Raw genomic sequence first — 24,388 nt, forward strand, 5'->3', positions numbered from 1 at the left:
CGATAAGGTACCCGCCATGACGACAGTCCTGGAGTTCGCCGGAGTGACCGTCCGCCGTGGAAGCACCACCCTGCTCGACGACGTGACGTGGACGGTCGACGAGGACGAGCGCTGGGTCGTCCTCGGCCCGAACGGCGCCGGCAAGACGACGCTCCTCCAGGTCGCTGCGGCCCAGATGCACCCGACCGCCGGTGTGGCGGGCATCCTCGACGAGGTGCTCGGCGCCGTCGACGTCTTCGAGCTGCGCACCCGGATCGGGCTCACGAGTGCAGCCTTGGCCGACCGGATCCCGCGTGACGAGCTCGTCGAGAACGTCGTCGTGTCGGCCTCGTACGGCGTAGTCGGACGGTGGCGCGAGGAGTACGAGTCGCTGGACCACGACCGCGCCTCCGGGCTGCTCCACGAGGTGGGTGCCGCCCACCTCGTCGGACGTCCCTTCGGGACCCTGAGCGAAGGCGAGCGCAAGCGCGTCCAGATCGCTCGCGCGCTGATGGCCGACCCCGAGCTGCTGCTGCTCGACGAGCCCGCAGCCGGCCTCGACCTGGGCGGTCGCGAGGACCTCGTCTCCACGCTCTCGTCGATCGCCCTCGACGCCGACTCGCCTGCGACCGTGCTGGTCTCGCACCACGTCGAGGAGATCCCGCCGGGCTTCACCCACGCGCTCATGCTGCGCCAGGGACGGGTCGTGGCCCAGGGGCCGCTGCACCGGGTGGTGACCCAGGAGGCACTCTCGGAGACCTTCGGCATGCCGCTGGTGCTGACCGAGCAGGACGGGCGGTACGCCGCGCGCCGGCGGCCCCCGACGCGGGCGGCGCTCTGACCCGTCGGCCCCCGCCTGTGGGCAGCGGCGCCGACGTGACCGTGACCCGGCTAGGGTTCGGCCATGGACTGGTTCGGTGATCACGTCTGGCAGACGTGGCTGGGAGTGGCGTTCGTGCTGGGCGTGCTCGAGCTCTTCAGCCTCGACCTGATCCTCATCATGCTAGCGATGGGCGCGCTGGTCGGCATGGTCGCCGCACTGCTCGGGGTGCCCGTGGTCCTCCAGGTGATCCTCGCCGCCGTCGCTGCGCTGGCCGCCCTGGCCCTCGCCCGTCCCTCCATCGCTCGCCGCATGCACGGCGGCCCCGAGCTCGCCCTCGGCCACGGCAAGCTGGTCGGGCAGCGCGGCGTCGTGACCCAGCAGGTCACCGCCCTCAACGCCGGTCGCATCAAGCTCGCCGGCGAGATCTGGTCGGCGGTTCCGCTCGACGAGACCGTGACCATCGAGCCCGGCGAGCCGGTCGAGGTCATCGAGATCCGGGGCGCCACGGCCGTGGTCTACCCGATCAGCACGCCCGGCGTCTGACCCCGCCACCGAGACCCCACCCACCCGAAGACAGGAGAGGCCATGCTGCCCTACGTACTGCTCGGACTGGTGCTCGTGTTCGTGATCGTCGTCCTCATGAAGACGGTCCGGATCGTGCCCCAGGCTCGCGCGGGAGTCGTGGAACGGTTCGGCAAGTACAAGCAGACGTTGCCCGCCGGCCTCAACGTGGTCGTGCCGTTCATCGACCGCGTCCGCTACCTGATCGACCTGCGTGAGCAGGTCGTCAGCTTCCCGCCCCAGCCCGTGATCACCGAGGACAACCTGGTGGTCTCGATCGACACCGTCATCTACTTCCAGGTGACCGACCCGGTCGCGGCGACCTACGAGATCGCCAACTACATCCAGGCCGTCGAGCAGCTGACCATGACCACCCTGCGCAACATCGTCGGTGGCATGGACCTCGAGGACACGCTGACCAGCCGCGAGGAAATCAACGGTGGGCTGCGCGGGGTCCTGGACGAGGCCACCGGCAAGTGGGGCATCCGCGTCAACCGCGTGGAGATCAAGGGCATCGACCCGCCGCCGTCGATCAAGGACGCGATGGAGAAGCAGATGCGCGCGGACCGCGACAAGCGTGCCCTCGTGCTCCAGGCCGAGGGTCAGCGTCAATCGGCCATCCTCACCGCGGAGGGCAACAAGCAGTCGGCCATCCTCAACGCCGAGGGTGAGCGCGAGTCGCAGATCCTGCGGGCCCAGGCCGACCGCGAGGCCGCCATCCTGCGTGCCCAGGGTGAGGGCCAGGCCATCCAGACGGTCTTCCAGGCGATCCACGACGGACGCCCGACCAGTCCCTGCTGGCCTACCAGTACCTGCAGATGATGCCGAAGATCGCCGAGGGCGACGCCAACAAGCTCTGGATCGTGCCGTCCGAGATCGGCAAGGCACTCGAGGGTCTCGGTTCGACGATGAGTGAGCTCACCGGCATCCCCCAGGACGCCAGTCCGGTCAAGCGCGTCGACATGGGGCCGAGCGAGCCGCAGCTGCCGCGCAGCAGCGCCGAGTCCGCCCACGCGGCCGCCGCCGACGCGATCGCGGAGGCCAAGGGCCTGGCTCAGCAGCCGCCGGTCGCACCGACCTCGGGGGCGCCCGAGGCCACGAGCAGCCAGGCTCCGGCCGATCCCGTCGACGGGGACGAGGGTCCGCGGCTCCAGTGACCCTGCTCGAAGGCTTCATCATCCTGGTCGCCGGGGTGGCAGCCGGCACCATCAACACCATCGTGGGGTCGGGAACGCTCATCACGTTCCCGACCTTGCTGGCGTTCGGCGTCCCCCCGGTGACCGCCAACGCCTCCAACACCATCGGCCTGGTCCCGGGTGCGATCTCCGGCGCCATCGGCTACCGGCGGGAGCTGGCCGGGCAACGCAGCCGTGTGCTCCGGCTTCTCAGCGCCTCCGCACTCGGCGGACTGCTGGGCGCGGTGCTCCTCCTGGCGCTGCCCGCGGCGGCCTTCGAGGCCGTGGTCCCGGCGCTGATCCTGCTCGGTGTCGTGCTCGTGGTCACGGGACCGCGCATCTCGCGCTGGGTCGCCAAGCGGCACGAGGCCACCGGTGGACTGCCGCACCACGGCGCCTGGTGGGTCTGGCCCGCCATCCTGCTGGCAGGGGTCTACGGCGGCTACTTCGGCGCCGCCCAGGGCGTCCTGCTGATGGCCATCATGGGCATCGGCATCTCCGAGACGCTGCAGCGCCTCAACGGCATCAAGAACATCCTCGGCGCCGTGGTCAACGGGGTCTCGGGGCTCTTCTTCGCCTTCGTCGCCGACATCGACTGGCAGGTGGTCGTGCTGATCGCCCTGGGATCGGTCGTGGGTGGACAGATCGGCGCCGGCGTCGGGCGGCGCCTGCCGGACCTGTGGCTGCGCGGCACCATCGTGGTGGTCGGTCTGACGGCGCTGGTGCTCTTCATCCGCGGCTGAGCGGGTCCGCCCGCCTCCCCGAGGGCCAGAGCGGGCCACGGTGCGGGTCACGGTGCGCCCGCGCGGGTCAGACGTCGGAGACGCGTCCGGCGCCGTCCTCGACGTACGCCCCCAGCCAGCGGTCGAGCTCCTCGTAGACCACCGCGCGCACCGGCGGACGGGACAGGACGACGTCGTGCATGGCGTCGTCCACCACCACGCTCGTGACGTGGCGGCTCACCGAGGGTGCCCAGCGGCGGATCTGCTTGACGTCGAGGACGACGTCGCTGGTGAAGACGTCCTCGCCCATCTCCAGCGGCAGCGTGGTGCGTCCTGAGGCCAGCACCAGGACCGGCATGCGCAGCCCGAGACCACGGTGCAGGCGGGCGTGCCCCTGACGCACGGCGCTCAGCCACCCCGCGTACACGGGCCAGGAGCGCAACGGCTTCCAGTCGAGGTTGAAGTCCCACTCGCCGCCGTGCTCCCGGTGCAGGGAGCGGGCGTAAACCACTGACCGAGCGGGGGATGACGCGGCGCGGCTGACGCTGCGCCACCCGGTTGATCACGCGGGTGCCGACCGAGCGCACCACCCACGGTCCGCGCAGGTCGAACCACGGCGAGTTGAGCACGATCCCGGCCAGGGCCACCGCCTGGTCGCTCGCCCACAGGGGGAGGACCAGGCCGCCTGTCGAGTGGGCGCTCCCGACGACCACGTCGTGACCGTCGCGCTCGGTGATGAGGCGCAACGCGGCGTCAAGCTCGGGGTAGTAGGAACGCAGGTCCTCGACGTAGTTGGGCGTCTGGTGCGGCCGGATCGACCGGCCGTACTTGCGCAGGTCGAGTGCGTAGAAGGTGTAGCCGCGGTCGGTCCACCACTCGGCGTACTCGGTCTGGAAGAAGTAGTCGGCGAAGCCGTGGACGTGCAGCACGGCGCAGTTGGTCTCGCCGTGGGTGGGGCGCTTCACCAGGGTCGCGACCACCTCGCCCTCGTCGTCCGCGTCCAGGTGGATGGTCTCCGACGTGTAGGGAGCCCCGAGGACGTCCTCGACAGCGGGGTCGACTCGCTCATGCATGGCGTCATCCTGCCAGCCGGCGGTGGGCGCCGCCGCACGACCCGGCGACCTTTGGCAGGGTGTCGGAGGAGGCCGGAGGAGAAGGACTGGCCCCACGGGCACCGGGAATACCTGGACCATCGCCACCGTTGGGCCGGATAGTTCGTCTTTCAATTAGGAGTCAGGGATGCAGTTCGGAATCTTCACCGTCGGCGACGTGACGACGGACCCGACCACCGGCCACACGCCGAGCGAGCACGAGCGCATCAAGGCCACCGTCGCCATCGCCCGCAAGGCCGAGGAGGTGGGGCTCGACGTGATGGCCTTCGGCCAGCACCACAACCCGCCCTTCGTCGCGACCTCGCCGACGACCACCATGGCCTACGTCGCCGCCCAGACCGAGCGCCTGCTCCTGTCGACCTCGACGACGCTGATCACCACCACCGACCCGGTGCGCATCGCCGAGGACTACGCCCAGCTGCAGCACCTGGCCGAGGGCCGGGTCGACCTGATGCTGGGACGGGGGAACACAGGACCCGTCTACCCGTGGTTCGGCAAGGACATCCGCGACGGCATCGAGCTGGCCGTGGAGAACTACGCCCTGCTGCACCAGCTGTGGCGCAAGGACGTCGTCAACTGGCAGGGCAAGCACCGCACCCCGCTCCAGGGCTTCACCGCCACGCCCCGCCCGCTCGACGACGTACCGCCCTTCGTCTGGCACGGCTCGATCCGCAGCCCAGAGATCGCCGAGCAGGCGGCCTACTACGGTGACGGCTTCTTCTCCAACCACATCTTCTGGCCCGCCTCCCACACGGCCCAGATGGTCCGCCTCTACCGCCGGCGCTTCGAGCACTACGGCCACGGCAAGGCCCACCAGGCCATCGTCGGCCTCGGCGGGCAGGCCTTCATCTCGAAGAACAGCCAGGACGCCGTGAAGCAGTTCCGTCCGTACTTCGACAACGCGCCCGTCTACGGACACGGCCCGTCGCTCGAGGAGTTCATGGCCGGGACGCCGCTCTCCGTCGGGTCGCCGCAGCAGATCATCGAGAAGACCCTCAGCTTCCGTGAGTACGCCGGCGACTACCAGCGCCAGCTCTGGCTGATGGACCACGCCGGACTGCCGCTCAAGACGGTCCTGGAGCAGCTGGACCTGCTGGGCGAGGAGGTCGTCCCGGTCCTGCGCAAGGAGTTCGCCGCCCTGCGTCCGGCCGACGTCCCCGACGCCCCCACGCACGCGTCGCTGGTCGCCGGGAAGGTTGCCGCGCAGGAAGGCGTTGCAGCACCGTCCACACGCACGCCCGTCGCGGACACCGTCACCGGTCGTTCGCCCGTCGCCCAGGAGAGCCACGCATGAGCACCCGCCTCGTCGTCGTCAGCGCCGGCCTCAGCACGCCGTCGTCCACCCGTTTCCTGGCCGACCTGTTGACCACGCACGCGGTCGAGGCCCTGAGCCACGACGGCGTGCCGCCGCAGGTCGACGTCGTCGAGCTGCGGCCCCTGGCCCGCGCGTTGGCCGACCATTTGGTGACGGGCTTCCCGACCGGTGACCTGGCCACGGCCCTGGAGGCAGTGGGCAGTGCTGACGCCCTCATCGTGGTGACCCCGGTCTTCTCGGCGTCCTACTCCGGTCTCTTCAAGACGTTCTTCGACGTCATGGAGCCGGGCCTGCTCAGCGGCAAGCCGGTGGTGCTGGGCGCCACTGCAGGGACGGCACGCCACTCCCTGGTGCTGGAGCACGCCATGCGGCCGCTCTTCGCCTACCTGCGCGCGGTCCCGGTGCCGACGGCGGTCTTCGCCGCGACGGAGGACTTCGGCTCCGAGGCGGGCAGCTCGCTGGACGCGCGTGCCACACGCGCAGCGGGGGAGCTGGCCGCCCTCCTGGGCGGTGGCCTCCGGGCGACTGCACCGCGCGACGAGTTCGCCGACCCGGTGCCGTTCGCGGAGCTGCTGGGCCGCGTCTGACCGCCTCGGCACGAGGCCGTCCCGCGCGAGCGAGACTGGTGCAGGAGTGGCGGCGCGAGCAGGGAGAATGTCTCCCATGAACGCCGCCGCTCCGTACCCCACCGGCCTGCGCCTGCACGGTCGACGCGTCGTCGTCGTCGGGGGCGGCCACGTCGCCCAGCGGCGCATCCCGGCCCTGATCGACGCCGGCGCCGACGTGCTGGTCGTGGCTCCCGTGGTGACTCCCGCGATCGAGGGCATGGAGCAGGAGATCACCCTCGCCCTGCGCCCCTTCGTCGAGGACGACCTGCAGGACGCCTGGTACTGCATCGCAGCCACCGACGTGCCCGAGGTCAACGCGCAGGTCGCCGCTGCCTGCGAGGCCAGGCGCATCTTCTGCGTCCGCAGCGACGACGCCACCGGCGGCACTGCCTGGACTCCTGCCGTCGGGCGACACGGCTCCGTCACCGTGGCGGTGCTGGGCAACCGCGAGCCCAAGCAGTCCGCAGCGCTGCGCGACGACATCCTGACCGCCCTGCGCGACGGCCAGCTCACCGCCGCCGGCGCGCTGGACCGCACGCCGGGCGTCGTCATCGTGGGTGGCGGTCCGGGCGACCCGGAGCTGGTGACGGTGGCGGCTCGCCACGCGCTGGCGTCGGCCGACGTCGTCGTCGCCGACCGGCTCGCACCCCGCGCCCTGCTCGACGGCCTCGGCCCGCACGTGGAGCTGCTCGACGTCGCCAAGCTCCCGAGGGGTCGCAGTGCCCGCCAGGAGTACATCAACGAGGTGATCGTCGAGAAGGCGCTCGAGGGCAAGCGGGTCGTGCGGTTCAAGGGCGGCGACAACTTCGTCTTCGGCCGCGGCTTCGAGGAGATCCTCGCGTGCCGCGAGGCCGGCGTGCCGGTCACCGTCATCCCGGGCCTGAGCTCGTCGGTGGCGGTGCCGGGGATCGCCCAGATCCCGGTCACGCACCGCGGGGTGGCGCACGAATTCACCGTCGTCTCGGGCCACATCCCCCGGGGCACGACGACTCCCTCGTCGAGTGGCCGGCACTGGCCCGGCTCCGGGGCACGCTGGTGCTCCTGATGGCGGTGGAGAACGCCCCGGCCATCGCCGCCACGCTCGTCGAGCACGGGCGTACGGCCGAGACCGCCGTCGCCGTGATCTGCGACGGCACGATGCCGACCGAGCGGACCGTGCTCTCGACGCTCGGGACGCTGGCCGACGACCTGGTCACCCACTCCGTGCGCCCGCCCGCGATCATCGTGGTCGGCGACGTCGTCGCCGTCGCCCACCCCGACCGCTACCTCGCCCCGACGCAGGGCTGAGCCCGTGGCCACGTACATCGAGATCGAGTCGGCCGACGACCCGCGGCTCCACGACTACCGCAACCTGCGCGACGTACAGCTGCGCCAGAGCCTCGAGGCCGAGCACGGGCTCTTCCTGGCGGAGGGCGAGAAGGTCGTACGACGCGCCGTCGAGGGCGGCTTCGAACCGCGCTCGTTCCTCATGGCCCCGCGCTGGCTCGACGGCCTGCGTGAGGTGCTGGACCGCACCGACGCCCCCTGCTACGTGCTGTCGGAGGAGCTCGCCGAGGAGGTCACCGGCTTCCACGTGCACCGCGGAGCCCTGGCCTCGCTGCACCGCCGGCCCCTGCCCAGCGTCGAGGAGGTCCTGGCCGGGGCGCGCTCGGTCCTGGTCCTGGAGGACGTCGTCGACCACACCAACGTCGGCGCGATCTTCCGGTCGGGCGCGGCCCTCGGCTTCGACGCCGTGCTGCTCTCCCCGCGGTGCGCCGACCCGCTCTACCGCCGGTCGGTGAAGGTGGCGATGGGCAGCGTCTTCTCGGTGCAGTGGACCCGCCTGCCCGACTGGTACGACGCACTGCCGCAGCTCTCCGAGGCGGGCTTCACGACGGTCGCCCTGACGCTCGCCCCTGACGCCACGCCTGTGGAGGAGGCGGTACGCGGCGTCGACCGGCTCGCACTGGTCCTGGGGTCCGAGGGGCCCGGGATCTCGGAGCGGTGGCAGCGGGTGGCCGACAGGCGGGCCATCATTCCGATGGCGGCCGGGATCGACAGCCTCAACGTCGCCGCCGCCTCGGCGGTCGCCTGCTACGTCGCGGCGCGGCGCTGACCCTCGCCCCGGGCTGCGTCAGACGGCCGGCCAGCCCTCGGGGTACTTCTTCGCGACCTTCTCGTGGGCCTTCGTGAGCTTCTTGCGGACCTTGGTGGGCAGACGGTCACCGAAGACGGTGCCGACCGTGTGGTCGGTCTCGTGCTGCAGGCATCGGGCGAGCAGGCCGTCGCCTCGAAGTGCACCGGCTCGCCGTCGAGGCCCTGGCCGTCCACCGCGGCCCAGTCGGGGCGTGCGCACTCGGCGAACGCACCGGGGAAGGAGAGGCAGCCCTCGTCGTCGACGTCGAGGTGGCGCTGGCCGGCCTCGGGGAGGGTGAGGCGCGGGTTGCAGACGACTCCGACCGTGTGCTGCCCGGAGGCGTCGGGACAGTCGAAGACGAAGATGGAGACATCCTCACCGATCTGGCAGCCGGCCAGGCCGACCCTTCGGCCGCGTACATCGTCGCGACCATGTCGGCGGCGAGCTCCTTGAGCGCGTCGTCGAAGACGGTCACCGCCTGCTGGGGCCGGTGCATCACGTCGGTGCCCCAGCGGGTCATCGGGCGGACGGTGCCGCCCTGGGCGACCAGCGGAGGGGGCGACGGACATGGGGAGATCCTAGTCGGCGCAGTCGTGTGACCTGCGTCACTTCGAAGCCTGTGGCGCGGTGTGTAACTCCGAGTTACATTTGCCGCATGTTGTTCACCTCACAGCGCGGTCCGGGCGGCACCCACGGCCTGGCCTCCAACGAAACCAGGGCACCGCTGGGCTACGCGGTCGCGGTGCTGGGCAAGCTCGCCCAGAGCGACATCCTCGACCGGGTCGGGGTGCGCAAGCAGACCGAGCAGCTCGTCTTCAACGCGACCCGCAGCGGGTTCCGCACGGCGGCCGCAGCCGGTCGCGCGTTCGCCCGCCGGGGGAGCAAGAAGCCCGGCGTACGCCCCTCGACCCCCTCGGCACAGGGCGTCTTCGACCTGACTCCCACCGAGGACGAGCAGATGCTCGTCGACGTGGTGCAGGAGTTCGCCCAGGAGGTGCTCCGACCGGCGGCCTCCGTCGCCGACGACGAGTGCGCAGCCCCCGATGTCGCCCTCAAGGCCAGCGTCGAGATCGGGCTGCCGATCCTCGGGATCCCCGAGTCGCTGGGCGGCCTCAGTGAGGAGCGGTCGGCGGTGGCCGGCACCCTTGTCACCGAGGCGCTGTCGCGCGGGGACATGGGTCTGGCTGTGGCCACGCTGGCGCCCGGCGCCGTGGCCACGGCGATCTCGCTGTGGGGCACCGACGAACAGCAGCAGACCTACCTTCCGGCCTTCACGGGCGAGGACGTCGCCGCAGCGGCGTTGGCCTTGGCCGAGCCCAGCGTGCTCTTCGACGCGATGGCCCCGACGACCACGGCCGTGCGTTCCGGCGACGGCTACCGCCTCACCGGCGTGAAGTCCGGCGTCGTACGCGGCGCCGCGGCCGAGCTCTTCGTCGTGGGCGCGCAGCTCGACGGCCGGCCCGCACTCTTCGTGGTGCCCTCCTCGGCCACCGGCATCGAGGTGGAGGCCGACCCGTCGATGGGCGTGCGGGCCGCAGGGCTCACCCGACTCACCCTCACCGACACCCCGGCCGAGCTGCTGGGCGACACCGACGGCACTGCCTACGCAGACTGCGTACGCCTGTCGCGCCTGGCCTGGTGCGCCCTCGCGGTCGGCACCGGGCAGGCGGTCCTCGACTACGTGAGCGACTACGTGAAGACCCGTGAGGCGTTCGGCGAGCCGGTGGCGCACCGGCAGTCGGTCGCGTTCATGGTCGCCGACATCGCGATCGAGCTGCAGGCCATGCGCCTGCTGACCTGGAAGGCGGCGTCGCGCGCGGCGCAGGGCAAGAGTTCGCCCGCGAGGTCGCCCTGGCCCGCAAGCTGTGCGCCGACAAGGGGATGAAGATCGGCCTCGACGGCGTGCAGCTGCTCGGTGGCCACGGCTTCGTCAAGGAGCACCCGGTGGAGCGGTGGTACCGCGACCTGCGGGCCGTCGGCCTGATGGAAGGAGCCGTCCTCGTCTGAGGGCACCACGACCATGATCAACCTCGAGACTCCCCGCAAGCACCGCATGGTCATCGACCAGGCCCACCAGGTCGCGATGAACATGCTCCGCCCGATCTCCCGGAAGTACGACCGTGCCGAGCACGCGTACCCCAAGGAGCTCGACATGCTGGCCGCCATGATCGACGGCCTCTCCGAGTCGGGCACCGCTGAGGGCGCGGGCGCCACCGGGGCCAGCCAGCAGTCGCCCGCCAAGGAGCCGCACGACCCCACCAAGGTGCGCAACGGCGCCAACCTCGCCTCGATCCTCTCGGTCGCGGAGATGTGCTGGGGCGACACCGGCCTCCTTCTCTCGATGCCGCGCCAGGGCCTCGGCAACGCGGCCATCGCAGCCGTGGCCAACGAGGAGCAGAAGGCGCGCTTCAAGAACGTCTGGGCCTCGATGGCCATCACCGAGCCCTCCATGGGCTCCGACTCGGCCGCGCTGACGACCACCGCCGTCAAGGACGGCGACCACTACGTCATCAACGGCGAGAAGATCTTCGTGACCTCGGGCGAACGCTCCGACGCCGTCGTGGTGTGGGCCTCGCTCGACCGCTCGTTGGGTCGTGCCGCGATCAAGTCCTTCGTGGTCGAGAAGGGCACCCCGGGATGAAGGTGGAGCGGCTCGAGCACAAGCTCGGCATCCGTGCCTCCGACACCGCCGTGATCACCTTCACCGACTGCCGGGTGCCGGCGGAGAACTTGCTCGGCAGCCCGGAGATCGACGTCAAGGCCGGCTTCGGCGGCGCCATGGCGACCTTCGACAACACCCGGCCGCTGGTCGCGGCGATGGCGATCGGGTGCGCCCGCGCGGCGCTCGACCTCACCCGCGACCTGCTGGAGCAGGCCGGCGTGGTCGTCGACTACGACCGGCCGGCGATCGTGCAGAGCGCGGCCCGGCCACCTTCCTGGCGCTGGAGGCCGACTGGGAGGGCGCCAAGCTGCTCACCATGCAGGCCGCCTGGATGGCTGACAACCGGAAGCCCAACTCGCTCGAGGCCTCGATGTCGAAGGCGAAGGCGGGGCGGGTCGGGTCAGCGGTCACCCTGGGCTGCGTGGAGCTCGCCGGCACCTTGGGCTACAGCGAGACCGAGCTGCTCGAGAAGTGGTCGCGCGACTCCAAGATCCTCGACATCTTCGAGGGGACAGCAGATCCAGCAGCTCATCGTGGCGCGACGGGTCCTCGGGCTGTCGAGCGCCGAGCTCAAGTGAGGCGCTGAGCCTGCGACAGGTCGACATGCGACGGCCCTGCTGCCCGGTGACGGGTGGCAGGGCCGCCGGCTTCCCCGGGCAGGAAGGAGGGCTCCGGGTGACCGGCAGCACGTGCAGCGGCGCTCACCCGGGCGACGACGCGGTCACGCTGGGTGGTGGGCACCAGGACGACGGCGCACCCACCGAATCCACCTCCCGTCATGCGTGCCCCCAGGGCACCGGCCGTGCGCGCGGCCTCCACCACCGCGTCGAGCTCGACGCAGCTGACCTCGTGGTCGTCGCGCAGGCTCACGTGCGAGGCCGTGAAGAGCGCTCCCACCTCCGTCCAGTCGTGGCGCTCGACGGCGGCGACCACGCGACGTACGCGGTCGTTCTCGCTGTCGACGTGGCGGCGACGGCGGGGCAACGGGTCCCGGGCCGCCACGACCTCGTCGGGGCTCAGCGCCATCGCCGCCTCAGCCTCGGCCCGCCGGCGCGCGAAGGCCCCGTCGTCGTTGGCGTGACGGACGCCGGTGTCGACGACGAGCAGCTCGACACCGTCGCGCTCCGGACTCCAAGGCACGGGCCGTCCCGCCGGGAGGCCACCTCCCGCGAAGTCGAGCAGCAGCGCGTGAGCCGGCCGGGCCAGGAGCGAGACCGTCTGGTCCATGCCGCCGGTCGGGGCGCCCACGTGCACCTGCTCGGCCTCCAGCGCTGCGCGCAGCAGGTCGTCGGGGCTGCGCTCCGTCACCGCCGTGACCACGGCGCAGATCAGCGCGGCCGAGCTCGAGAGACCGGCCCCCACGGGCACCGATGACTCGACGTGCAGGTCGAGCCCGCCCTGCCAGCCGACCGCGCGCAGGGCGCCCACGACGTACGACGCCCACCCCCGCAGCGGGGAACCAGTGAGGTGCGACGTGTCGCCGGACCACTCGAGCGCGTCACCGCTGGTCAGGTGGACCCGGGAGTCGGTGCGTGGGGCAGCCACGACCCACGTCCTGTGCCCGAGAGCCACCGGCAGGCAGAGGCCGCCGAGGTAGTCGGTGTGCTCGCCGACCAGGTTGACCCGCCCCGGGGCGCTCGCCCGCCACGACGGCTCCCGCCCGTGCCGCTCGACGAACGCCCGCACGCTGGCAGGGAGGAGGTCGGGAGCCGGGATCAGCACGCCGTGAGCCTAGGCTGGGCCGGTCGTCCCAGCCACCCCGGAGGCCCCATGCCCACCACCCCCCGCATCCTGGTCGTCTCCGCGACGGAGGCCGAGGCGCGCTACGTGCCCGAGGACCTGCCACTGGTCATCACCGGCATCGGCAAGACGGCCGCGGCGGCGCGCACGGCCCGGGCGCTCGCCGCCTTCGAGGACGTCGACGACCTGGTCGTGGTCAACATCGGCACCGCCGGCGCCCTGCGCGACGACGTGACGGGGCTCCACGTCGTCGGACAGGTGCTCAACCACGAGATCAGTGCCGACGCCCTGGTCGCCCTCGGCTACGACCCGGAGCACCAGTTGCTGCTCGGCGAGGGCGCCAGCGTGCTCGCCTCCGGCGACGTCTTCGTCTCCGACACCGACGTGCGCACCCGGCTGGGCCTAGCGGCCCACCTCGTCGACATGGAGGGCTACGCCGTCGCCTGGACGGCGCGGGAGTTCGGCCGCGAGGCGATCCTGGTCAAGCACGTCTCCGACGCCGCCGACGACAGCGCCTGGGACTGGCCCACCGTCGTCGACCAGAGCGCCCGGGTGCTGGGGCAGTGGCTCGAGGAGTACCTCGCCCGCTGAGTGGTCAGCGCGAGCTGCGCGACGTACGGCCCCGCACGATCCCGACGAACGCCTGGGTGCGGTCGTCGTCGACCTCCTTGCGCCAGGCGAGCGCCATCCGCGTCGTGGGCAGGTCGGTCACCACGACGTGGGTCACGTCCTTGCGGTGGTGGAGCCGGGCCACGGACATCGGCACGACGACCACCGCGGTGCCCGACGCCGCGACCTCGACGGCCTCCTTCACCGACATCGACGGGAAGGGCAGCTGCTCGACGCCGCTGGGCACGCCCTCGGGGACGCCGAGCGCGAACTGCTCGTCGGCCAAGTCGGCTGCGGTGAGCTCCTCGTACGCCGCCGCCGGGTGCTCCTTCGAGACCACCACCACCGGCAGCTCCTCGTAGAGCGGGATGCAGAAGAGGTCGTCGGTCTCCAGGGGGAGCCGCGCGAGGACCAGGTCGGCGCGGCCGTCGAGCAGGACCTGCCGCTGGTCGTCCTCCTCGACGGCGACCAGCTCGAGCGGCTCGCGGAAGCGGTCCCGCCACGCCCGTGCCCACTTGTCGGGGGTGGCGCCGGGCACGAAGGCGAGTCGCATCGTCATGGCGCGAGGCTACCCATCGCGGCTGGCGCGACGCTGCCCGGTGCCGCCGGCGGCGCGGTCGCCGCGCGGGCGTTGCCGGCGCAACTGCAGTCGGTGGCTCCCGCCGGCCTGGGACTGATCGGGTTGCCGCGCTGGTACGGCAAACGGTTCTCCGACGGCGAGCAGGCCTGGCGCGGCGTCAACCTGCTGCGTGACGGCGGCGGTCTGGTCGAGGTCATGCCGATGGAGGTCAGCATCGGCATGTCCTACGCCGACGACCACCCGTGCGTCGCGATCACCTACCCGCCCAGCACCCGCAAGCCCTGGCCGTGGGTGCGCGACGAGGCGCGGAGGCTCGACGACGACACGCTGCTGGGGATGACGTACGTCGACGTGCCCGGCCTGCGTGCCGCGGGCGGTACGCCGTTCCTGCTGCGTCGGGCGGGCTGAGCCAGAACAGCCCAGGAGCGGCTCAGCGCTTCCTGCGTCCCCAGACCAGGAACGCCACCGGCCCGAACGGCTGCACGAAGCAGGCCAGTGCCCACCACAGCTTGCGTCCGCGGACCTGGTCGCCGGGCCGACGGGCCAGCTCGACGAGGGCTGTGGCCGTGAGGGCCATCTCGACGCTGCCCGCCACCAGGACGGCGGTCTGCTGGCCCGAGCTGAGGTCGTTCCACTTCCTCCTGGAGCGTGCCATGGTCGTGTTCCTTCCGGCGCGTCGGCAGGCCACGGACTCTAGTCCCGAGCCGCGCCCGCGAGGACGGGGCTCAGGTCACCCCACGGACGGAAGGGTCATGACCTCGGCACCGTCCTCGGTGATGAGCACGGTGTGCTCCGCGTGGGCCGTGAGGCACCCGGTGCGCTGCGCAGCGTCCACCCGTCGTCGTCGGTGACCAGCTCGTCGGTGTCGGTCATCACCCACGGCTCGAGCGCGAGCAGGAGCCCCGGACGCAGCTGGTAGCCGCGACCCGGCCGACCGATGTTCGGCACGTGCGGGTCCTGGTGCATGGTCGTGCCGACGCCGTGGCCACCGAAGTCGGTGTTGACCGGTAGCCCTCGTCGGTGAGCACGGTCCCGATCGCGTGGGCGAGGTCGCCGATGCGCGCCGTCGGGCCGGCCACCGCGATGGCGGCAGCCAGCGCCCGCTGGGTGACCTCGATGAGCTTCTCCTTCTCGGGCGTCGACCCGGTGCCCACCACGGTGGTGATCGCCGAGTCGGCCACGACGCCGTCGAGCTGCACGGCCAGGTCGAGGGAGAGCAGGTCGCCGTCGGCCAGGACGCGGTCGTGGGGGAGCCCGTGGAGCACCGCGTCGTTGACCGAGGTGCAGACGTAGTGGCCGAACGGGCCACGCCCGAACGAGGGCTCGTAGTCGACGTAGCACGAGACCCCGCCGGCCTGCATGATCATCGACTCGGCGACGGCGTCGAGCTCGAGCAGGTTGACGCCGGGCACCGCACGACGGCGCAGCTCCTGGAGGATGTCCGCCACGAGGGCACCGGCGGCGCGCGCCCGCGGGAAGCGCGGGGCGTTGAGGATCTCGATCATCGCTTCTTCCTCCCATACGCAGAACGGCCCCGGCAAGAGCCAGGGCCGTTCTTCTGTGTCCGAGGGGGGACTTGAACCCCCACGCCCGATAAAGGGCACTAGCACCTCAAGCTAGCGCGTCTGCCTATTCCGCCACCCGGACGAGCAACGAGAGGAACATTAGCAACACCCCTGAGCAATGCGAAAACGGGGGTGGTCCCGCTTTCGCGAACCGCTGCGAGCAGGGAGGATGTGCCCATGTCAGCGTCCCCCAGCACCCCTCAGCACGACGCCCTCCACGACCCCGCGACCGAGGTCGTCGACCTCTGTCGCGACCTGATCCGAATCGACACCTCCAACTACGGCGACGACTCCGGCCCCGGTGAACGACTCGCCGCCGAGCACGTCGCAGCCCTGCTCGACGAGGTCGGGATCGAGAGCCGGATGGTCGAGGACGTCGCAGGCCGCACCTCATTGGTCGCGCGCTGGGGCGGCTCGGAGGGGGAGGGGCTTCTCCTGCACGGCCACCTCGACGTGGTGCCGGCCCAGAAGGAGGACTGGACGCACGACCCGTTCGCCGGCGAGATCGCCGACGGCTACCTGTGGGGCCGCGGTGCCGTCGACATGAAGGACTTCGACGCCATCCTGCTCTCCGTCGTCCGTGCCCGCGCCCGCGCCGGTCGGGTGCCGAGTCGCCCGATCGCGCTCTGCTTCACCGCCGACGAGGAGGCCGGGGGCCACAAGGGCGCCGAGGTGATCGTGCGCGACCACGCCGACCTGGTCGACGACTGCACCGAGGCGATCGGGGAGGTGGGCGGCTTCACCACCACGGTGCGGGGCCAGCGCATCTACCTCATCGAGGCCGCCGAGAAGGGCATGGCCTGGATGCGCCTGCGCAGCCGAGGGACCGCCGGCCACGGATCGATGGTCAACCACGACAACGCCGTCACCGAGCTGGCCGCCGCCGTCGCCCGGGTGGGGGCCCACGAGTGGCCGGTGCGCCTCACGCCTGCCATGGAGGTGCTCCTGGCCGCTGTGGGTGAGATCGCCGGCACCCGGGCGACCCCCGACAACGCCCAGGCCCTGGTCGAGGAGTTCGAGAGCTCCGCCCGGATGCTCGGTGCGGTCATCCGCAACACCGTCAACCCGACGATGTTCGACGCCGGCTACAAGGTCAACGTCATCCCCTCGGAGGCGACCGCCCACCTGGACGGCCGTTTCCTCCCGGGCCACGAGGACGAGTTCTTCGCGACCCTCGACGAGCTGCTCGGGCCGCGGGTGGAGCGCGAGTTCATCAGCCACCAGCAGCCGTGGGAGTCGCCCACCGAGAGCACCCTGATGCGCTCGATCACCAGGTCGATCCTGGCCGAGGACCCGGACGCCGTCGTCGCGCCCTACCTCATGAGCGGCGGCACCGACGCCAAGCACTTCGGCAAGCTCGGGATGACGGCGTACGGCTTCGCGCCGCTGCGCCTGCCCGCGGACCTCGACTTCGGCTCGCTCTTCCACGGCGTCGACGAGCGCGTCCCGGTGGACGCGCTGGAGTTCGGCGCACGCGTCTTCGACCGCTTCCTCGACGAGTCCTGCGGCTGAGGGCGGGCGCAGCGCGGGTCAGAGCAGGAACGTCGGGCGCTGGCGGATGATCTTGCGCCTGAGGACCACCGACCTGCTCCCGTCCGGACGGATCCGGAGCCGGGACAGCTCCCAGCCGCCGTTTCTCCGCCCGCTCGACGAGCAGTCGGCGCACGGCGCTGCGGCTGAAGTCGCGGGGTAGACGACCGTGTCGAACTCCCACTCCACCCCTCGACCGAGGGTGCGCTGCGCGGGAGCCATCGTCACTCCGCCGAGACGTCGTCCAGTGCGGCGGTGATCTCCGGCGGCAGCGTCAGCTCCTCCACCGACAGGGCGGCCGTGAGCTGGGCGGCCGTGCGGGCCCCGATGATCGGCGCGGTGACGCCCACCCGGTCGCGCACCCAGACCAGGGCGACCTGCAGCGGCGTCCACCCCAGGCCCTCGGCGGCCCGGCAGACGGCCTCGGTGATGCCGCGGCCACGCTCGTCGAGGTAGGGGTTCACGAAGCCGGCGAAGTGGTTGGAGGCGCCACGCGAGTCCTGCGGGGTGCCCGAGCGGTACTTGCCCGTCAGCACGCCACGACCGAGCGGCGACCAGGGGAGGATGCCCATGCCCATGGCACGAGCCGCCGGCAGCACCTCCGCCTCGATGCTCCGCTTGAGCAGCGAGTACTCGACCTGGGTGCTCGCCAGCGGCGTACGACCCGGGACGGCGCGCTGCCAGGTCGCGGCCTGGGCGGTCTGCCAGCCGGTGTAGTTGGAGACGCCGACGTACGAGGCGCGACCGCTGGTCACGGCGTGGTCGAGCGCGGCCAGCGTCTCCTCGATGGGCGCCTCGTCGGTCCACACGTGCACCTGCCAGAGGTCCACGTGGTCGACGCGCAGGCGGCGGAGCGACTCGTCGAGGTTGGTGAGCAGGGTGCCGCGCGAGGTGTCGGCCACCCGCTCGTTGCCGCGGCGGCCGACGCCGGCCTTGGTGGCGATGACGACCTCGTCGCGCCGCAGCACGTCGCCGACCAGCGAGCCGATCAGCGCCTCGGGGCGCCGTCGCTGTAGCTGGCAGCCGTGTCGACCAGGGTGCCGCCGGCCTCGTGGAAGGCGACCAGCTGGTCGCGGGCCTCGTGCTCGTCGGTGTCCCGCCCCCAGGTCATGGTGCCGAGGCCGAGACGGGAGACACGAAGGCCGGTACGTCCGACGGTGCGCTGCTGCATGGCGCACAGGTTAGCCAGCGTGACCCACGCCGCCACGCACGGCTCGCCGCAACCATGGCCGGGGAGGCGGCCGGGGAGCGCCCGCCGTGCCCCTAGGCTGTGGCCCCATGTGGGATCTGCTGAAGGCCGTCGTGCTCGGAACGCTGCAAGGGCTGACCGAGTTCCTCCCGATCTCGAGCAGCGCGCACCTGCGCATCTTCCCCGAGTGGTTCGGTTGGGGCGACCCGGGGGCCGCCTTCACCGCGGTCGTCCAGATCGGCACCGAGCTCGCCGTGCTGATCTACTTCCGCAAGGACATCTGGAACATCGGGTCGACCTGGGTCAAGGCGATCTTCAAGCCCGAGCTCCGCGGCACCCACGAGGCCCGGATGGGCTGGTTCATCATCTTCGGGTCGCTCCCGATCGTCGTGCTCGGCATCGCGCTCAAGGACATCATCGAGAGCGAGTTCCGCAACCTGTGGATCGTGGCCGCGATGCTGGTCGTGATGGGTGTCGTCCTGGGCATCGCCGACCGGGTCGGCCGCAACGAGCGCCGCACCGAGCAGATCCAGATGAAGGACGCGATGCTCATGGGCCTGGCCCAGGCGATGGCGCTGGTGCCGGGCGTCTCCCGCTCCGGCGCGACGATCTCGATGGGTCGCTTCCTCGGCCTGGAGCGCGAGGCGGCCACGCGCTTCGCCTTCCTGCTGGCCATCCCGGCCGTCGTCGGCGCCGGCCTCTTCACGCTGCCCGACATCCCCAACGGCGACAACACCTACGGCTGGGGCCCGACCCTGGTCGCCACGGTGGTCTCGTTCGTCGTGGCTACGCCGCCATCGCGTGGCTGCTGCGCTACGTCTCGACGCGCTCCTACACGCCGTTCGTGATCTACCGGATCGCGCTCGGCCTGCTGACGATGGGGCTGCTGACCGCCGGCGTGCTGGCGGCCTGAGCCGGCTCCCGCCCGTCAGAGCCAGTTGGAGCGCTTGAACGCCGCGTACAGCACCGAGACGACGACCACCATGACGCCCAGCGCCAAGGGGTAGCCGAAGGTCCAGGAGAGCTCGGGCATGTGCGTGAAGTTCATCCCGTAGATACCGGCGATCAGCGTCGGCACCACGACCAGGGCAGCCGCCGCCGAGATCTTGCGCATGTCCTCGTTCTGCTGCATCGAGATCCTGGCCACGTGGGCGTCGAAGACGCTGGTCAGCATGGCGTCCAACGAGTCGACCGCCTCGTTGAGCCGGTGCAGCCGCTCGCCCAGCACCCGGAAGGCGGCGTCCTGGTCGGCCTCGGCATGGGCGAAGCGCTCCAGCGGGCCGACCAGCGGGGTGACGGCACGACGTACCTCCGCCACCTCGCGCTTGAGCAGGTAGATCCGCTCCGCGTCCGAGGTGGAGGTGGTCGAGAAGACCGACGCCTCGACCTCCTCCACGTCGACGAAGAGCTCGCTGGTCACCTCCTCGTAGCCGTCGACCACCCAGCGGCAGAGGGCTGCGACGGCGGCACGGCCGGTGTCGCCACCGTCTGGCGGGCGGTGTGCCGGGTGGCGTGGGTCGGCGGGCGGTGCAGCGAGACCACCACGTCACCCCGGATGAAGACGTCGAGCTGCCCGGTCTCCACCGCGTCGGTGGGGTCGTCGTACTGCAGCGTCCGCAGGGTCAAGCGCTGTACGCCCGACTCACCGCTCAGGGCGGGCTGCCGGGCGCCGCTGTGCTCGACCAGTCGTTCGGGGGTGGTGCCGAGCACCCGGGCGGCCTCGACCACGTCGGCCGCGTCGGGGGACTCGATCGCCACCCACCGCGCCGACGAGCCGGAGGCCGTCTCCGGGTCGGCGGGCTGCCGGAGTCGGGACGCTCGTCGTCGGCGTCGGCGTCGTCGAAGGAGTCGTGTCGGATCACGGCGCCACGGTAGCGCCACTAGGCTTCAGCGCATGGCCACAGTGATCCTCGTGCGGCACGGCCGCTCGACCGCCAACTCCACGGGCGTGCTGGCCGGGCGGCTCCCCGGCGTCCTGCTCGACGCCACGGGGGAGGAGCAGGTGCGTCGTGTCGGCGAGCGCCTCTCGGTGGTCCCGTTGGTGCGGGCGGTCAGCAGCCCGCTCGAGCGCTGCGAGCAGACGGCCCGCGCGATCGTGGACGCCCAGACCTCTCCGCCCACCCTCCAGCACGACGAGCGCCTGACCGAGTGCGGCTACGGCGCCTGGCAGGGCCGCTCCCTCAAGGAGCTGGCCGGCGAGGACCTGTGGCGCACCGTGCAGCGTCACCCCTCCTACGCCGTCTTCCCGGAGGGGGAGTCGATCCAGGCCATGGCGGCCCGAGCCGTCGAGGCGATCCGCGCGATCGACGCCGACGTCGAGGCCGAGCACGGCGCCGGTGCCGTCTGGCTGGCGGTCAGTCACGGCGACGTCATCAAGTCGATCCTGGCCGACGCCCACGGCACGCACCTCGACCACTTCCAGCGGATCATCGTCGACCCCGCGTCGGTCAGCATCGTGCGCTTCACCGCCGACCGGCCCTACGTGGTCGCCACCAACACCCACGCCGGCGACCTCTCCTGGCTGCGCCCGGGACAGGGCGAGGAGACCTCGGTCGACGCCGTCCCCGGCGGAGGCGCCGGCCCGTCCACGTCAACCCACCCCGCCTAGGCTGGCCCCATGCCCCTCGTGCACTCCTTCGATCCCCCCGAGCGCTTCGTCACCGGAACCGTGGGCGAGCCCGGACACCGGACGTTCTTCCTCCAGGCGCGTGCGGTCGACAAGGTCGTCACGGTCTCGCTGGAGAAGCAGCAAGTCGCGGTGCTGGTCGAGCGCCTCGACGAGCTGCTCGACGAGCTGATGCGGGTCCCCGGCAACGAGACGGTGATCCCGGCCATCACGCCCTTCGACCTCCAGGACTCGGCCCCGCTGGAGCAGCCGATCGTGGAGGAGTTCCGGGTCGGCACCATGGCGCTGTCGTGGGACCCGGTCGACCAGCGCGTCGTGCTCGAGGCCTTCCCCGTCGACACCGCCGAGCCGTCCGACGAGGAGGACGACAGCGAGCCCGAGGAGCTCCTCCTCGTCCGCATGACCGGAGCCCTGGCCCGCGCCTTCTGCTCCCGCGCCCAGCAGGTGGTCGAGGCCGGACGCCCCGACTGCCCCTTCTGCGGCAACCCGGTCGACCCCGACGGTCACCTGTGCGTGCGCGCCAACGGCTTCAGGCGCCGGCAGTAGTGGAACCGGCGCCCTTCCCCGGCGTCCCCGGCGTGCCGGAGGGGACGCTGACCCTGCACGGCCGGGTCATGCCCGCCTCCAACGCCACCTTCGTCGGTGAGGTCGACGGCGTACGCGTGGTCTACAAGCCGATCAGCGGGGAGCGGCCGTTGTGGGACTTCCCCGACGGCTCCCTGGCCGGGCGCGAGGTCGCCAGTGCGCTGGTCTCCGAGGCGCTGGGGTGGCGGGTCGTCCCGCCGACGGTGCTGCGCGACGGTCCCCACGGGCCGGGGATGGTCCACTGGTGTGCGAGCCCGACCCCGGGCAGGAGGCGGTCGACCTGGTTGAGGCCGACGCCGTGCCCCAGGGCTACTGCCACGTCCTGGACGGGCTCGACGCCCTCGACCAGCCGGTGGCGCTGGTCCACGAACGCTCCGACGCGCTGCGGCGGATGGCCCTCTTCGACGTCGTCACCAACAACTCCGACCGCAAGGGCGGCCACGTCCTGGCGATGGCTGACGGCCACCGCTACGGCGTCGACCACGGACTCACGTTCCACACCGACCCCAAGCTGCGCACCGTGCTGTGGGGATGGGCGGGGGAGCCGGTCCCGGCCGACGACCTGACCCGCATCGCCCGTCTGGCCGACCAGCTGGAGGGCGAGCTCGGCGAGGAGCTGACCTTCCTGGTGACGGTCGACGAGGTCGCTGCAGCGGTCCGTCGGTGCCGCCGACTGGCCGAGGCCGGAGTCATGCCGGTGCCGGACGGACGGTGGCCTGCCATTCCCTGGCCACCCTTCTAGGTAGGCTTCGGGCCATGCGTGCATGGTCTGCCCCGGATGTCCCCGTCCTGCCGGTCCGTGGTCCCGAGGTGAGGATCCACGACACCGCGACCGGGCGACTGGTCACCAGCGTCCCCGAGAGCGGCGCGGCACGCCTCTACGTCTGCGGCATCACGCCCTACGACGCGACCCACATGGGCCACGCAGCCACGTACGTCGCCTTCGACCTGCTCAACCGCGCCTGGCGCAACGCCGGCCACGAGGTCACGTACGTCCAGAACGTCACCGACGTCGATGACCCGCTGCTCGAGCGCGCCGGCAAGGTCAAGGTCGACTGGGTCGAGCTGGCCGAGCGGGAGACCGAGCTCTTCCGCCAGGACATGCGGGCGCTGCGCGTGCTTCCCCCGGCGCACTACGTCGGTGCGGTGGAGTCGATCCCGCTGGTCATCGCCTACATCCAGCGCCTCCAGGAGGCCGGTGCCGTCTACGAGCTCGAGGGCGACCTCTACTTCTCCGTCGCGGCGGACACCTCCTTCGGCGGTGTCTCGCAGTACGACCGCGAGACCATGCTGACGATCTTCGGCGAGCGGGGCGGCGACCCCGAGCGCCCCGGCAAGCGGGACGCGCTCGACTGCGTGCTCTGGCTCGCGGCCCGTGAGGGGGAGCCCTCGTGGGACAGCCCGTGGGGCGCCGGTCGACCCGGCTGGCACGTCGAGTGCACGGCGATCGCCCAGGAGCACCTCGGCGGCGGCTTCGACGTCCAGGGCGGCGGCTCCGACCTGGTCTTCCCGCACCACGAGATGTGCGCGTCGCAGGCGCACGTCGCGCACGGCGAGTTCGCCCGGGCGTACGCCCACGTGGGCATGGTCGCCTACGACGGCGAGAAGATGTCGAAGTCCAAGGGCAACCTGGTCTTCGTCTCCCACCTGCGCAACAGCGACGTCGACCCGATGGCGATCCGCCTGGCCCTGCTGCGCCACCACTACCGCGACGACTGGGAGTGGCAGGACGCCGAGCTGTGGGACGCGGTCGACACCCTCGACCGCTGGCGCAAGGCGCTGTCGCTGGGGGCCGGAGCCGCTGCGGGCCCGGTGGTGGAGTCGGTGCTCGCCGCGCTCTCCGACGACCTCGACGCACCGAGCGCCGTGGCTGCCGTCGAGGCGTGGGTGGACGCCACCCTCGGCACCTCGGGCCTGGCCGACGCCAGTGACGCCGACGCCTCGCGCATCGTGCACCAGGTCCTCGACGCTGCGCTGGGCCTGTCGCTCTGACGCGTCAGGCGCCCGCGGCAGGCCGGGAGTGGCTCACTCCTCGCCGCGGCGCCTGAGGTAGCGCTCGAACTCGGCGGCGATCGCGTCGCCGGACGCCTCGGGAAGGTCCGTCGCGTCACGGGCCTCCTCGAGCTGGCGTACGTAGTCGGCGATGTCGCTGTCCTCCTCGGCCAGCTGCTCGACGCCGCGCTCCCACGCCCTGGCCTCCTCCGGCAGGTCTCCCAACGGCAGCGGCGAACCGAGCAACTCCTCGAGCCGTCCCAGCAGCGCCAGGCTGGCCTTCGGGCACGGGGGCTGCGCCACGTAGTGAGGCACCGCGGCCCAGAGCGACAGTGCCGGGATGTCGAGTCGGGCGCAGGCGTCCTGGATGACGCCCACGATGCCGGTGGGGCCCTCGTACGTCGACACCTCCAGGCCGGCGTGCTCGCCCAGGCTGGCGGCGGAGGCCGTGCCGGTGACCGGGACCGGGCGGTGTGCGGGGTGTCGGCCAGCAGGGCGCCGAGGGTGACGACGAGCTGGGCGCCGAGGTCGTCGCAGGCCGCAAGCAGCTCGGCGGTGAACTGGCGCCAGCGCATGTTGGGCTCGATGCCCTGGACCAGGATGACGTCGCGCTCCAGGTCCGGGGGAGAGGCGACCGCGATCCGGGTGCCGGGCCAGCTCAGGGTGCGGCGACCCCCGTCGTCGGTGCCGACGACGGGGCGGTTCACCTGGAAGTCGTAGTAGTCCTCAGGGTCGACCTGCCCCACCACGGTGGCGTCCCACTCCTCGATGAGGTGCTGGACCACAATCGTGGCCGCCTCGGCGGCGTCGTTCCACCCCTCGAAGGCCGCGATCACGACAGGGTCCACGAGGTCCGTCAAGGCATCGATCTCGATCACCTCCCCAGCCTAGGCGGTGCC

24 protein-coding genes, 1 tRNA gene and 6 pseudogenes are annotated in these 24,388 nt (G+C 71.7%); 19 read left to right on the forward strand and 12 right to left on the reverse strand.

The window, feature by feature from the left end:
* The first annotated feature begins 16 nt into the window (after window positions 1-16).
* The 4 genes and pseudogenes from E2C04_RS08855 to E2C04_RS08870 all read left to right on the forward strand — a co-directional run bounded on the left by E2C04_RS08855 (window position 17) and on the right by E2C04_RS08870 (window position 3,281).
* Window positions 17-820 (forward strand): ABC transporter ATP-binding protein, encoded by an 804-nt coding sequence (locus tag E2C04_RS08855; RefSeq protein WP_135832320.1) that lies wholly within the window; start codon window positions 17-19, stop codon window positions 818-820.
* A gap of 63 nt (window positions 821-883) precedes the next feature.
* Complete coding sequence (locus tag E2C04_RS08860; protein WP_135832321.1) at window positions 884-1,345, forward strand: NfeD family protein; 462 nt, start codon at window positions 884-886, stop codon at window positions 1,343-1,345.
* Window positions 1,346-1,387: 42 nt separating this feature from the next.
* Window positions 1,388-2,520 (forward strand): annotated as a pseudogene (locus tag E2C04_RS08865) (SPFH domain-containing protein).
* Entirely contained in the window at window positions 2,517-3,281 is a 765-nt protein-coding gene (locus tag E2C04_RS08870; protein WP_135832322.1) for a sulfite exporter TauE/SafE family protein, read from the forward strand. Before E2C04_RS08865 ends, E2C04_RS08870 begins: the two are co-directional and overlap by 4 nt.
* Before the next feature lie 47 nt (window positions 3,282-3,328).
* Here E2C04_RS08870 and E2C04_RS21955 read toward each other — a convergent pair whose 3' ends face one another.
* Window positions 3,329-4,453, reverse strand: coding sequence for an alpha/beta hydrolase (locus E2C04_RS21955; RefSeq protein ID WP_420873074.1), 1,125 nt, complete (start codon window positions 4,451-4,453; stop codon window positions 3,329-3,331).
* 46 nt (window positions 4,454-4,499) lie between these two features.
* On the opposite strand from E2C04_RS21955, the gene E2C04_RS08880 reads away from it, so the two are divergent.
* The 4 genes and pseudogenes from E2C04_RS08880 to E2C04_RS08895 all read left to right on the forward strand — a co-directional run bounded on the left by E2C04_RS08880 (window position 4,500) and on the right by E2C04_RS08895 (window position 8,390).
* Window positions 4,500-5,666, forward strand: a complete 1,167-nt coding sequence (locus E2C04_RS08880) for an LLM class flavin-dependent oxidoreductase (RefSeq protein ID WP_135832323.1) — start codon at window positions 4,500-4,502, stop codon at window positions 5,664-5,666.
* Window positions 5,663-6,274: an FMN reductase gene (locus E2C04_RS08885; RefSeq protein ID WP_135832324.1), complete on the forward strand. Its 612-nt coding sequence runs from the start codon at window positions 5,663-5,665 to the stop codon at window positions 6,272-6,274. The genes E2C04_RS08880 and E2C04_RS08885 overlap by 4 nt, the downstream gene beginning before the upstream one ends.
* A gap of 76 nt (window positions 6,275-6,350) precedes the next feature.
* A pseudogene (gene cobA / locus E2C04_RS08890) lies at window positions 6,351-7,582 on the forward strand (uroporphyrinogen-III C-methyltransferase).
* 4 nt (window positions 7,583-7,586) lie between these two features.
* Window positions 7,587-8,390, forward strand: a complete 804-nt coding sequence (locus tag E2C04_RS08895; RefSeq protein ID WP_135832325.1) for a TrmH family RNA methyltransferase — start codon at window positions 7,587-7,589, stop codon at window positions 8,388-8,390.
* 18 nt (window positions 8,391-8,408) lie between these two features.
* Here the strand turns inward: E2C04_RS08895 and def are convergent.
* A pseudogene (gene def / locus E2C04_RS08900) lies at window positions 8,409-8,931 on the reverse strand (peptide deformylase).
* A gap of 438 nt (window positions 8,932-9,369) precedes the next feature.
* Between def and E2C04_RS08905 the strand changes: the two are divergent.
* The 3 genes and pseudogenes from E2C04_RS08905 to E2C04_RS20855 all read left to right on the forward strand — a co-directional run bounded on the left by E2C04_RS08905 (window position 9,370) and on the right by E2C04_RS20855 (window position 11,659).
* Window positions 9,370-10,418: pseudogene (locus E2C04_RS08905) on the forward strand (acyl-CoA dehydrogenase family protein).
* Window positions 10,419-10,431: 13 nt separating this feature from the next.
* Window positions 10,432-11,052, forward strand: coding sequence for an acyl-CoA dehydrogenase family protein (locus E2C04_RS19675; protein ID WP_238694211.1), 621 nt, complete (start codon window positions 10,432-10,434; stop codon window positions 11,050-11,052).
* A gap of 352 nt (window positions 11,053-11,404) precedes the next feature.
* Complete coding sequence (locus E2C04_RS20855; protein ID WP_275106580.1) at window positions 11,405-11,659, forward strand: acyl-CoA dehydrogenase family protein; 255 nt, start codon at window positions 11,405-11,407, stop codon at window positions 11,657-11,659.
* Here the strand turns inward: E2C04_RS20855 and E2C04_RS08915 are convergent.
* Window positions 11,644-12,795 carry a galactokinase gene (locus tag E2C04_RS08915; RefSeq protein WP_202977720.1) on the reverse strand — a complete coding sequence of 384 codons (1,152 nt, stop codon included), beginning with the start codon at window positions 12,793-12,795 and terminating at the stop codon, window positions 11,644-11,646. The two genes, E2C04_RS20855 and E2C04_RS08915, sit on opposite strands and share 16 nt — an antisense overlap.
* A gap of 48 nt (window positions 12,796-12,843) precedes the next feature.
* Between E2C04_RS08915 and E2C04_RS08920 the strand changes: the two genes are divergently transcribed.
* A complete protein-coding gene (locus E2C04_RS08920) occupies window positions 12,844-13,404 on the forward strand; it encodes a nucleosidase (protein WP_135832326.1) in 561 nt (186 codons plus the stop codon).
* 4 nt (window positions 13,405-13,408) lie between these two features.
* Here the strand turns inward: E2C04_RS08920 and E2C04_RS08925 are convergent, their stop codons facing one another.
* Window positions 13,409-13,981: a LysR substrate-binding domain-containing protein gene (locus E2C04_RS08925; RefSeq protein ID WP_135832327.1), complete on the reverse strand. Its 573-nt coding sequence runs from the start codon at window positions 13,979-13,981 to the stop codon at window positions 13,409-13,411.
* Window positions 13,982-14,074: 93 nt separating this feature from the next.
* Between E2C04_RS08925 and E2C04_RS08930 the strand changes: the two genes are divergently transcribed.
* Window positions 14,075-14,410 (forward strand): hypothetical protein, encoded by a 336-nt coding sequence (locus E2C04_RS08930; RefSeq protein ID WP_135832328.1) that lies wholly within the window; start codon window positions 14,075-14,077, stop codon window positions 14,408-14,410.
* Window positions 14,411-14,432: 22 nt separating this feature from the next.
* On the opposite strand, the gene E2C04_RS08935 is transcribed toward E2C04_RS08930, so the two are convergent.
* The 3 genes from E2C04_RS08935 to E2C04_RS08945 all read right to left on the reverse strand — a co-directional run bounded on the left by E2C04_RS08935 (window position 14,433) and on the right by E2C04_RS08945 (window position 15,649).
* On the reverse strand, window positions 14,433-14,657 hold the full coding sequence (locus tag E2C04_RS08935; RefSeq protein ID WP_135832329.1) for a PLD nuclease N-terminal domain-containing protein: 225 nt from the start codon (window positions 14,655-14,657) through the stop codon (window positions 14,433-14,435).
* A 217-nt stretch (window positions 14,658-14,874) separates the two neighbouring features.
* Window positions 14,875-15,507: a M24 family metallopeptidase gene (locus tag E2C04_RS08940; RefSeq protein ID WP_338088736.1), complete on the reverse strand. Its 633-nt coding sequence runs from the start codon at window positions 15,505-15,507 to the stop codon at window positions 14,875-14,877.
* A gap of 56 nt (window positions 15,508-15,563) precedes the next feature.
* Window positions 15,564-15,649: transfer RNA gene (locus E2C04_RS08945), tRNA-Leu, on the reverse strand.
* Between the two features lie 95 nt (window positions 15,650-15,744).
* On the opposite strand from E2C04_RS08945, the gene E2C04_RS08950 reads away from it, so the two are divergent.
* Window positions 15,745-17,079, forward strand: coding sequence for a M20/M25/M40 family metallo-hydrolase (locus E2C04_RS08950; protein ID WP_135832330.1), 1,335 nt, complete (start codon window positions 15,745-15,747; stop codon window positions 17,077-17,079).
* 18 nt (window positions 17,080-17,097) lie between these two features.
* Here the strand turns inward: E2C04_RS08950 and E2C04_RS20860 are convergent, their stop codons facing one another.
* Together E2C04_RS20860 and E2C04_RS08960 are read right to left on the reverse strand one after the other, a co-directional pair.
* Window positions 17,098-17,319 carry a DUF5703 family protein gene (locus E2C04_RS20860; protein WP_135832331.1) on the reverse strand — a complete coding sequence of 74 codons (222 nt, stop codon included), beginning with the start codon at window positions 17,317-17,319 and terminating at the stop codon, window positions 17,098-17,100.
* A 2-nt stretch (window positions 17,320-17,321) separates the two neighbouring features.
* Window positions 17,322-18,268 (reverse strand): annotated as a pseudogene (locus tag E2C04_RS08960) (aldo/keto reductase).
* A 107-nt stretch (window positions 18,269-18,375) separates the two neighbouring features.
* Here E2C04_RS08960 and uppP point away from each other — a divergent pair.
* Window positions 18,376-19,134, forward strand: a complete 759-nt coding sequence (gene uppP / locus E2C04_RS08965) for an undecaprenyl-diphosphatase UppP (RefSeq protein ID WP_275106480.1) — start codon at window positions 18,376-18,378, stop codon at window positions 19,132-19,134.
* 80 nt (window positions 19,135-19,214) lie between these two features.
* Here uppP and E2C04_RS08970 read toward each other — a convergent pair whose 3' ends face one another.
* Both E2C04_RS08970 and E2C04_RS08975 read right to left on the reverse strand, forming a co-directional pair.
* Window positions 19,215-19,706: a CorA family divalent cation transporter gene (locus E2C04_RS08970; protein ID WP_238694212.1), complete on the reverse strand. Its 492-nt coding sequence runs from the start codon at window positions 19,704-19,706 to the stop codon at window positions 19,215-19,217.
* Window positions 19,703-20,044 (reverse strand): hypothetical protein, encoded by a 342-nt coding sequence (locus E2C04_RS08975; RefSeq protein WP_135832333.1) that lies wholly within the window; start codon window positions 20,042-20,044, stop codon window positions 19,703-19,705. The genes E2C04_RS08970 and E2C04_RS08975 overlap by 4 nt, the downstream gene beginning before the upstream one ends.
* A gap of 136 nt (window positions 20,045-20,180) precedes the next feature.
* Here E2C04_RS08975 and E2C04_RS08980 point away from each other — a divergent pair, with 136 nt between their 5' ends.
* From E2C04_RS08980 to mshC, 4 genes are all read left to right on the forward strand, one after another.
* Window positions 20,181-20,894: an MSMEG_4193 family putative phosphomutase gene (locus E2C04_RS08980; protein ID WP_135832334.1), complete on the forward strand. Its 714-nt coding sequence runs from the start codon at window positions 20,181-20,183 to the stop codon at window positions 20,892-20,894.
* Window positions 20,895-20,903: 9 nt separating this feature from the next.
* Window positions 20,904-21,458 (forward strand): DUF3090 family protein, encoded by a 555-nt coding sequence (locus E2C04_RS08985; RefSeq protein ID WP_135832335.1) that lies wholly within the window; start codon window positions 20,904-20,906, stop codon window positions 21,456-21,458.
* A gap of 283 nt (window positions 21,459-21,741) precedes the next feature.
* Window positions 21,742-22,239, forward strand: coding sequence for an SCO1664 family protein (locus tag E2C04_RS08990; protein WP_338088737.1), 498 nt, complete (start codon window positions 21,742-21,744; stop codon window positions 22,237-22,239).
* A gap of 14 nt (window positions 22,240-22,253) precedes the next feature.
* Window positions 22,254-23,489, forward strand: a complete 1,236-nt coding sequence (gene mshC, locus E2C04_RS08995; protein WP_135832336.1) for a cysteine--1-D-myo-inosityl 2-amino-2-deoxy-alpha-D-glucopyranoside ligase — start codon at window positions 22,254-22,256, stop codon at window positions 23,487-23,489.
* Between the two features lie 33 nt (window positions 23,490-23,522).
* Here mshC and E2C04_RS21960 read toward each other — a convergent pair.
* Window positions 23,523-24,367, reverse strand: a pseudogene (locus E2C04_RS21960) (PAC2 family protein).
* Between the last annotated feature and the right edge of the window lie 21 nt (window positions 24,368-24,388).

This window comes from Nocardioides daphniae (assembly GCF_004777465.1).
GTDB lineage: Bacteria > Actinomycetota > Actinomycetes > Propionibacteriales > Nocardioidaceae > Nocardioides > Nocardioides daphniae.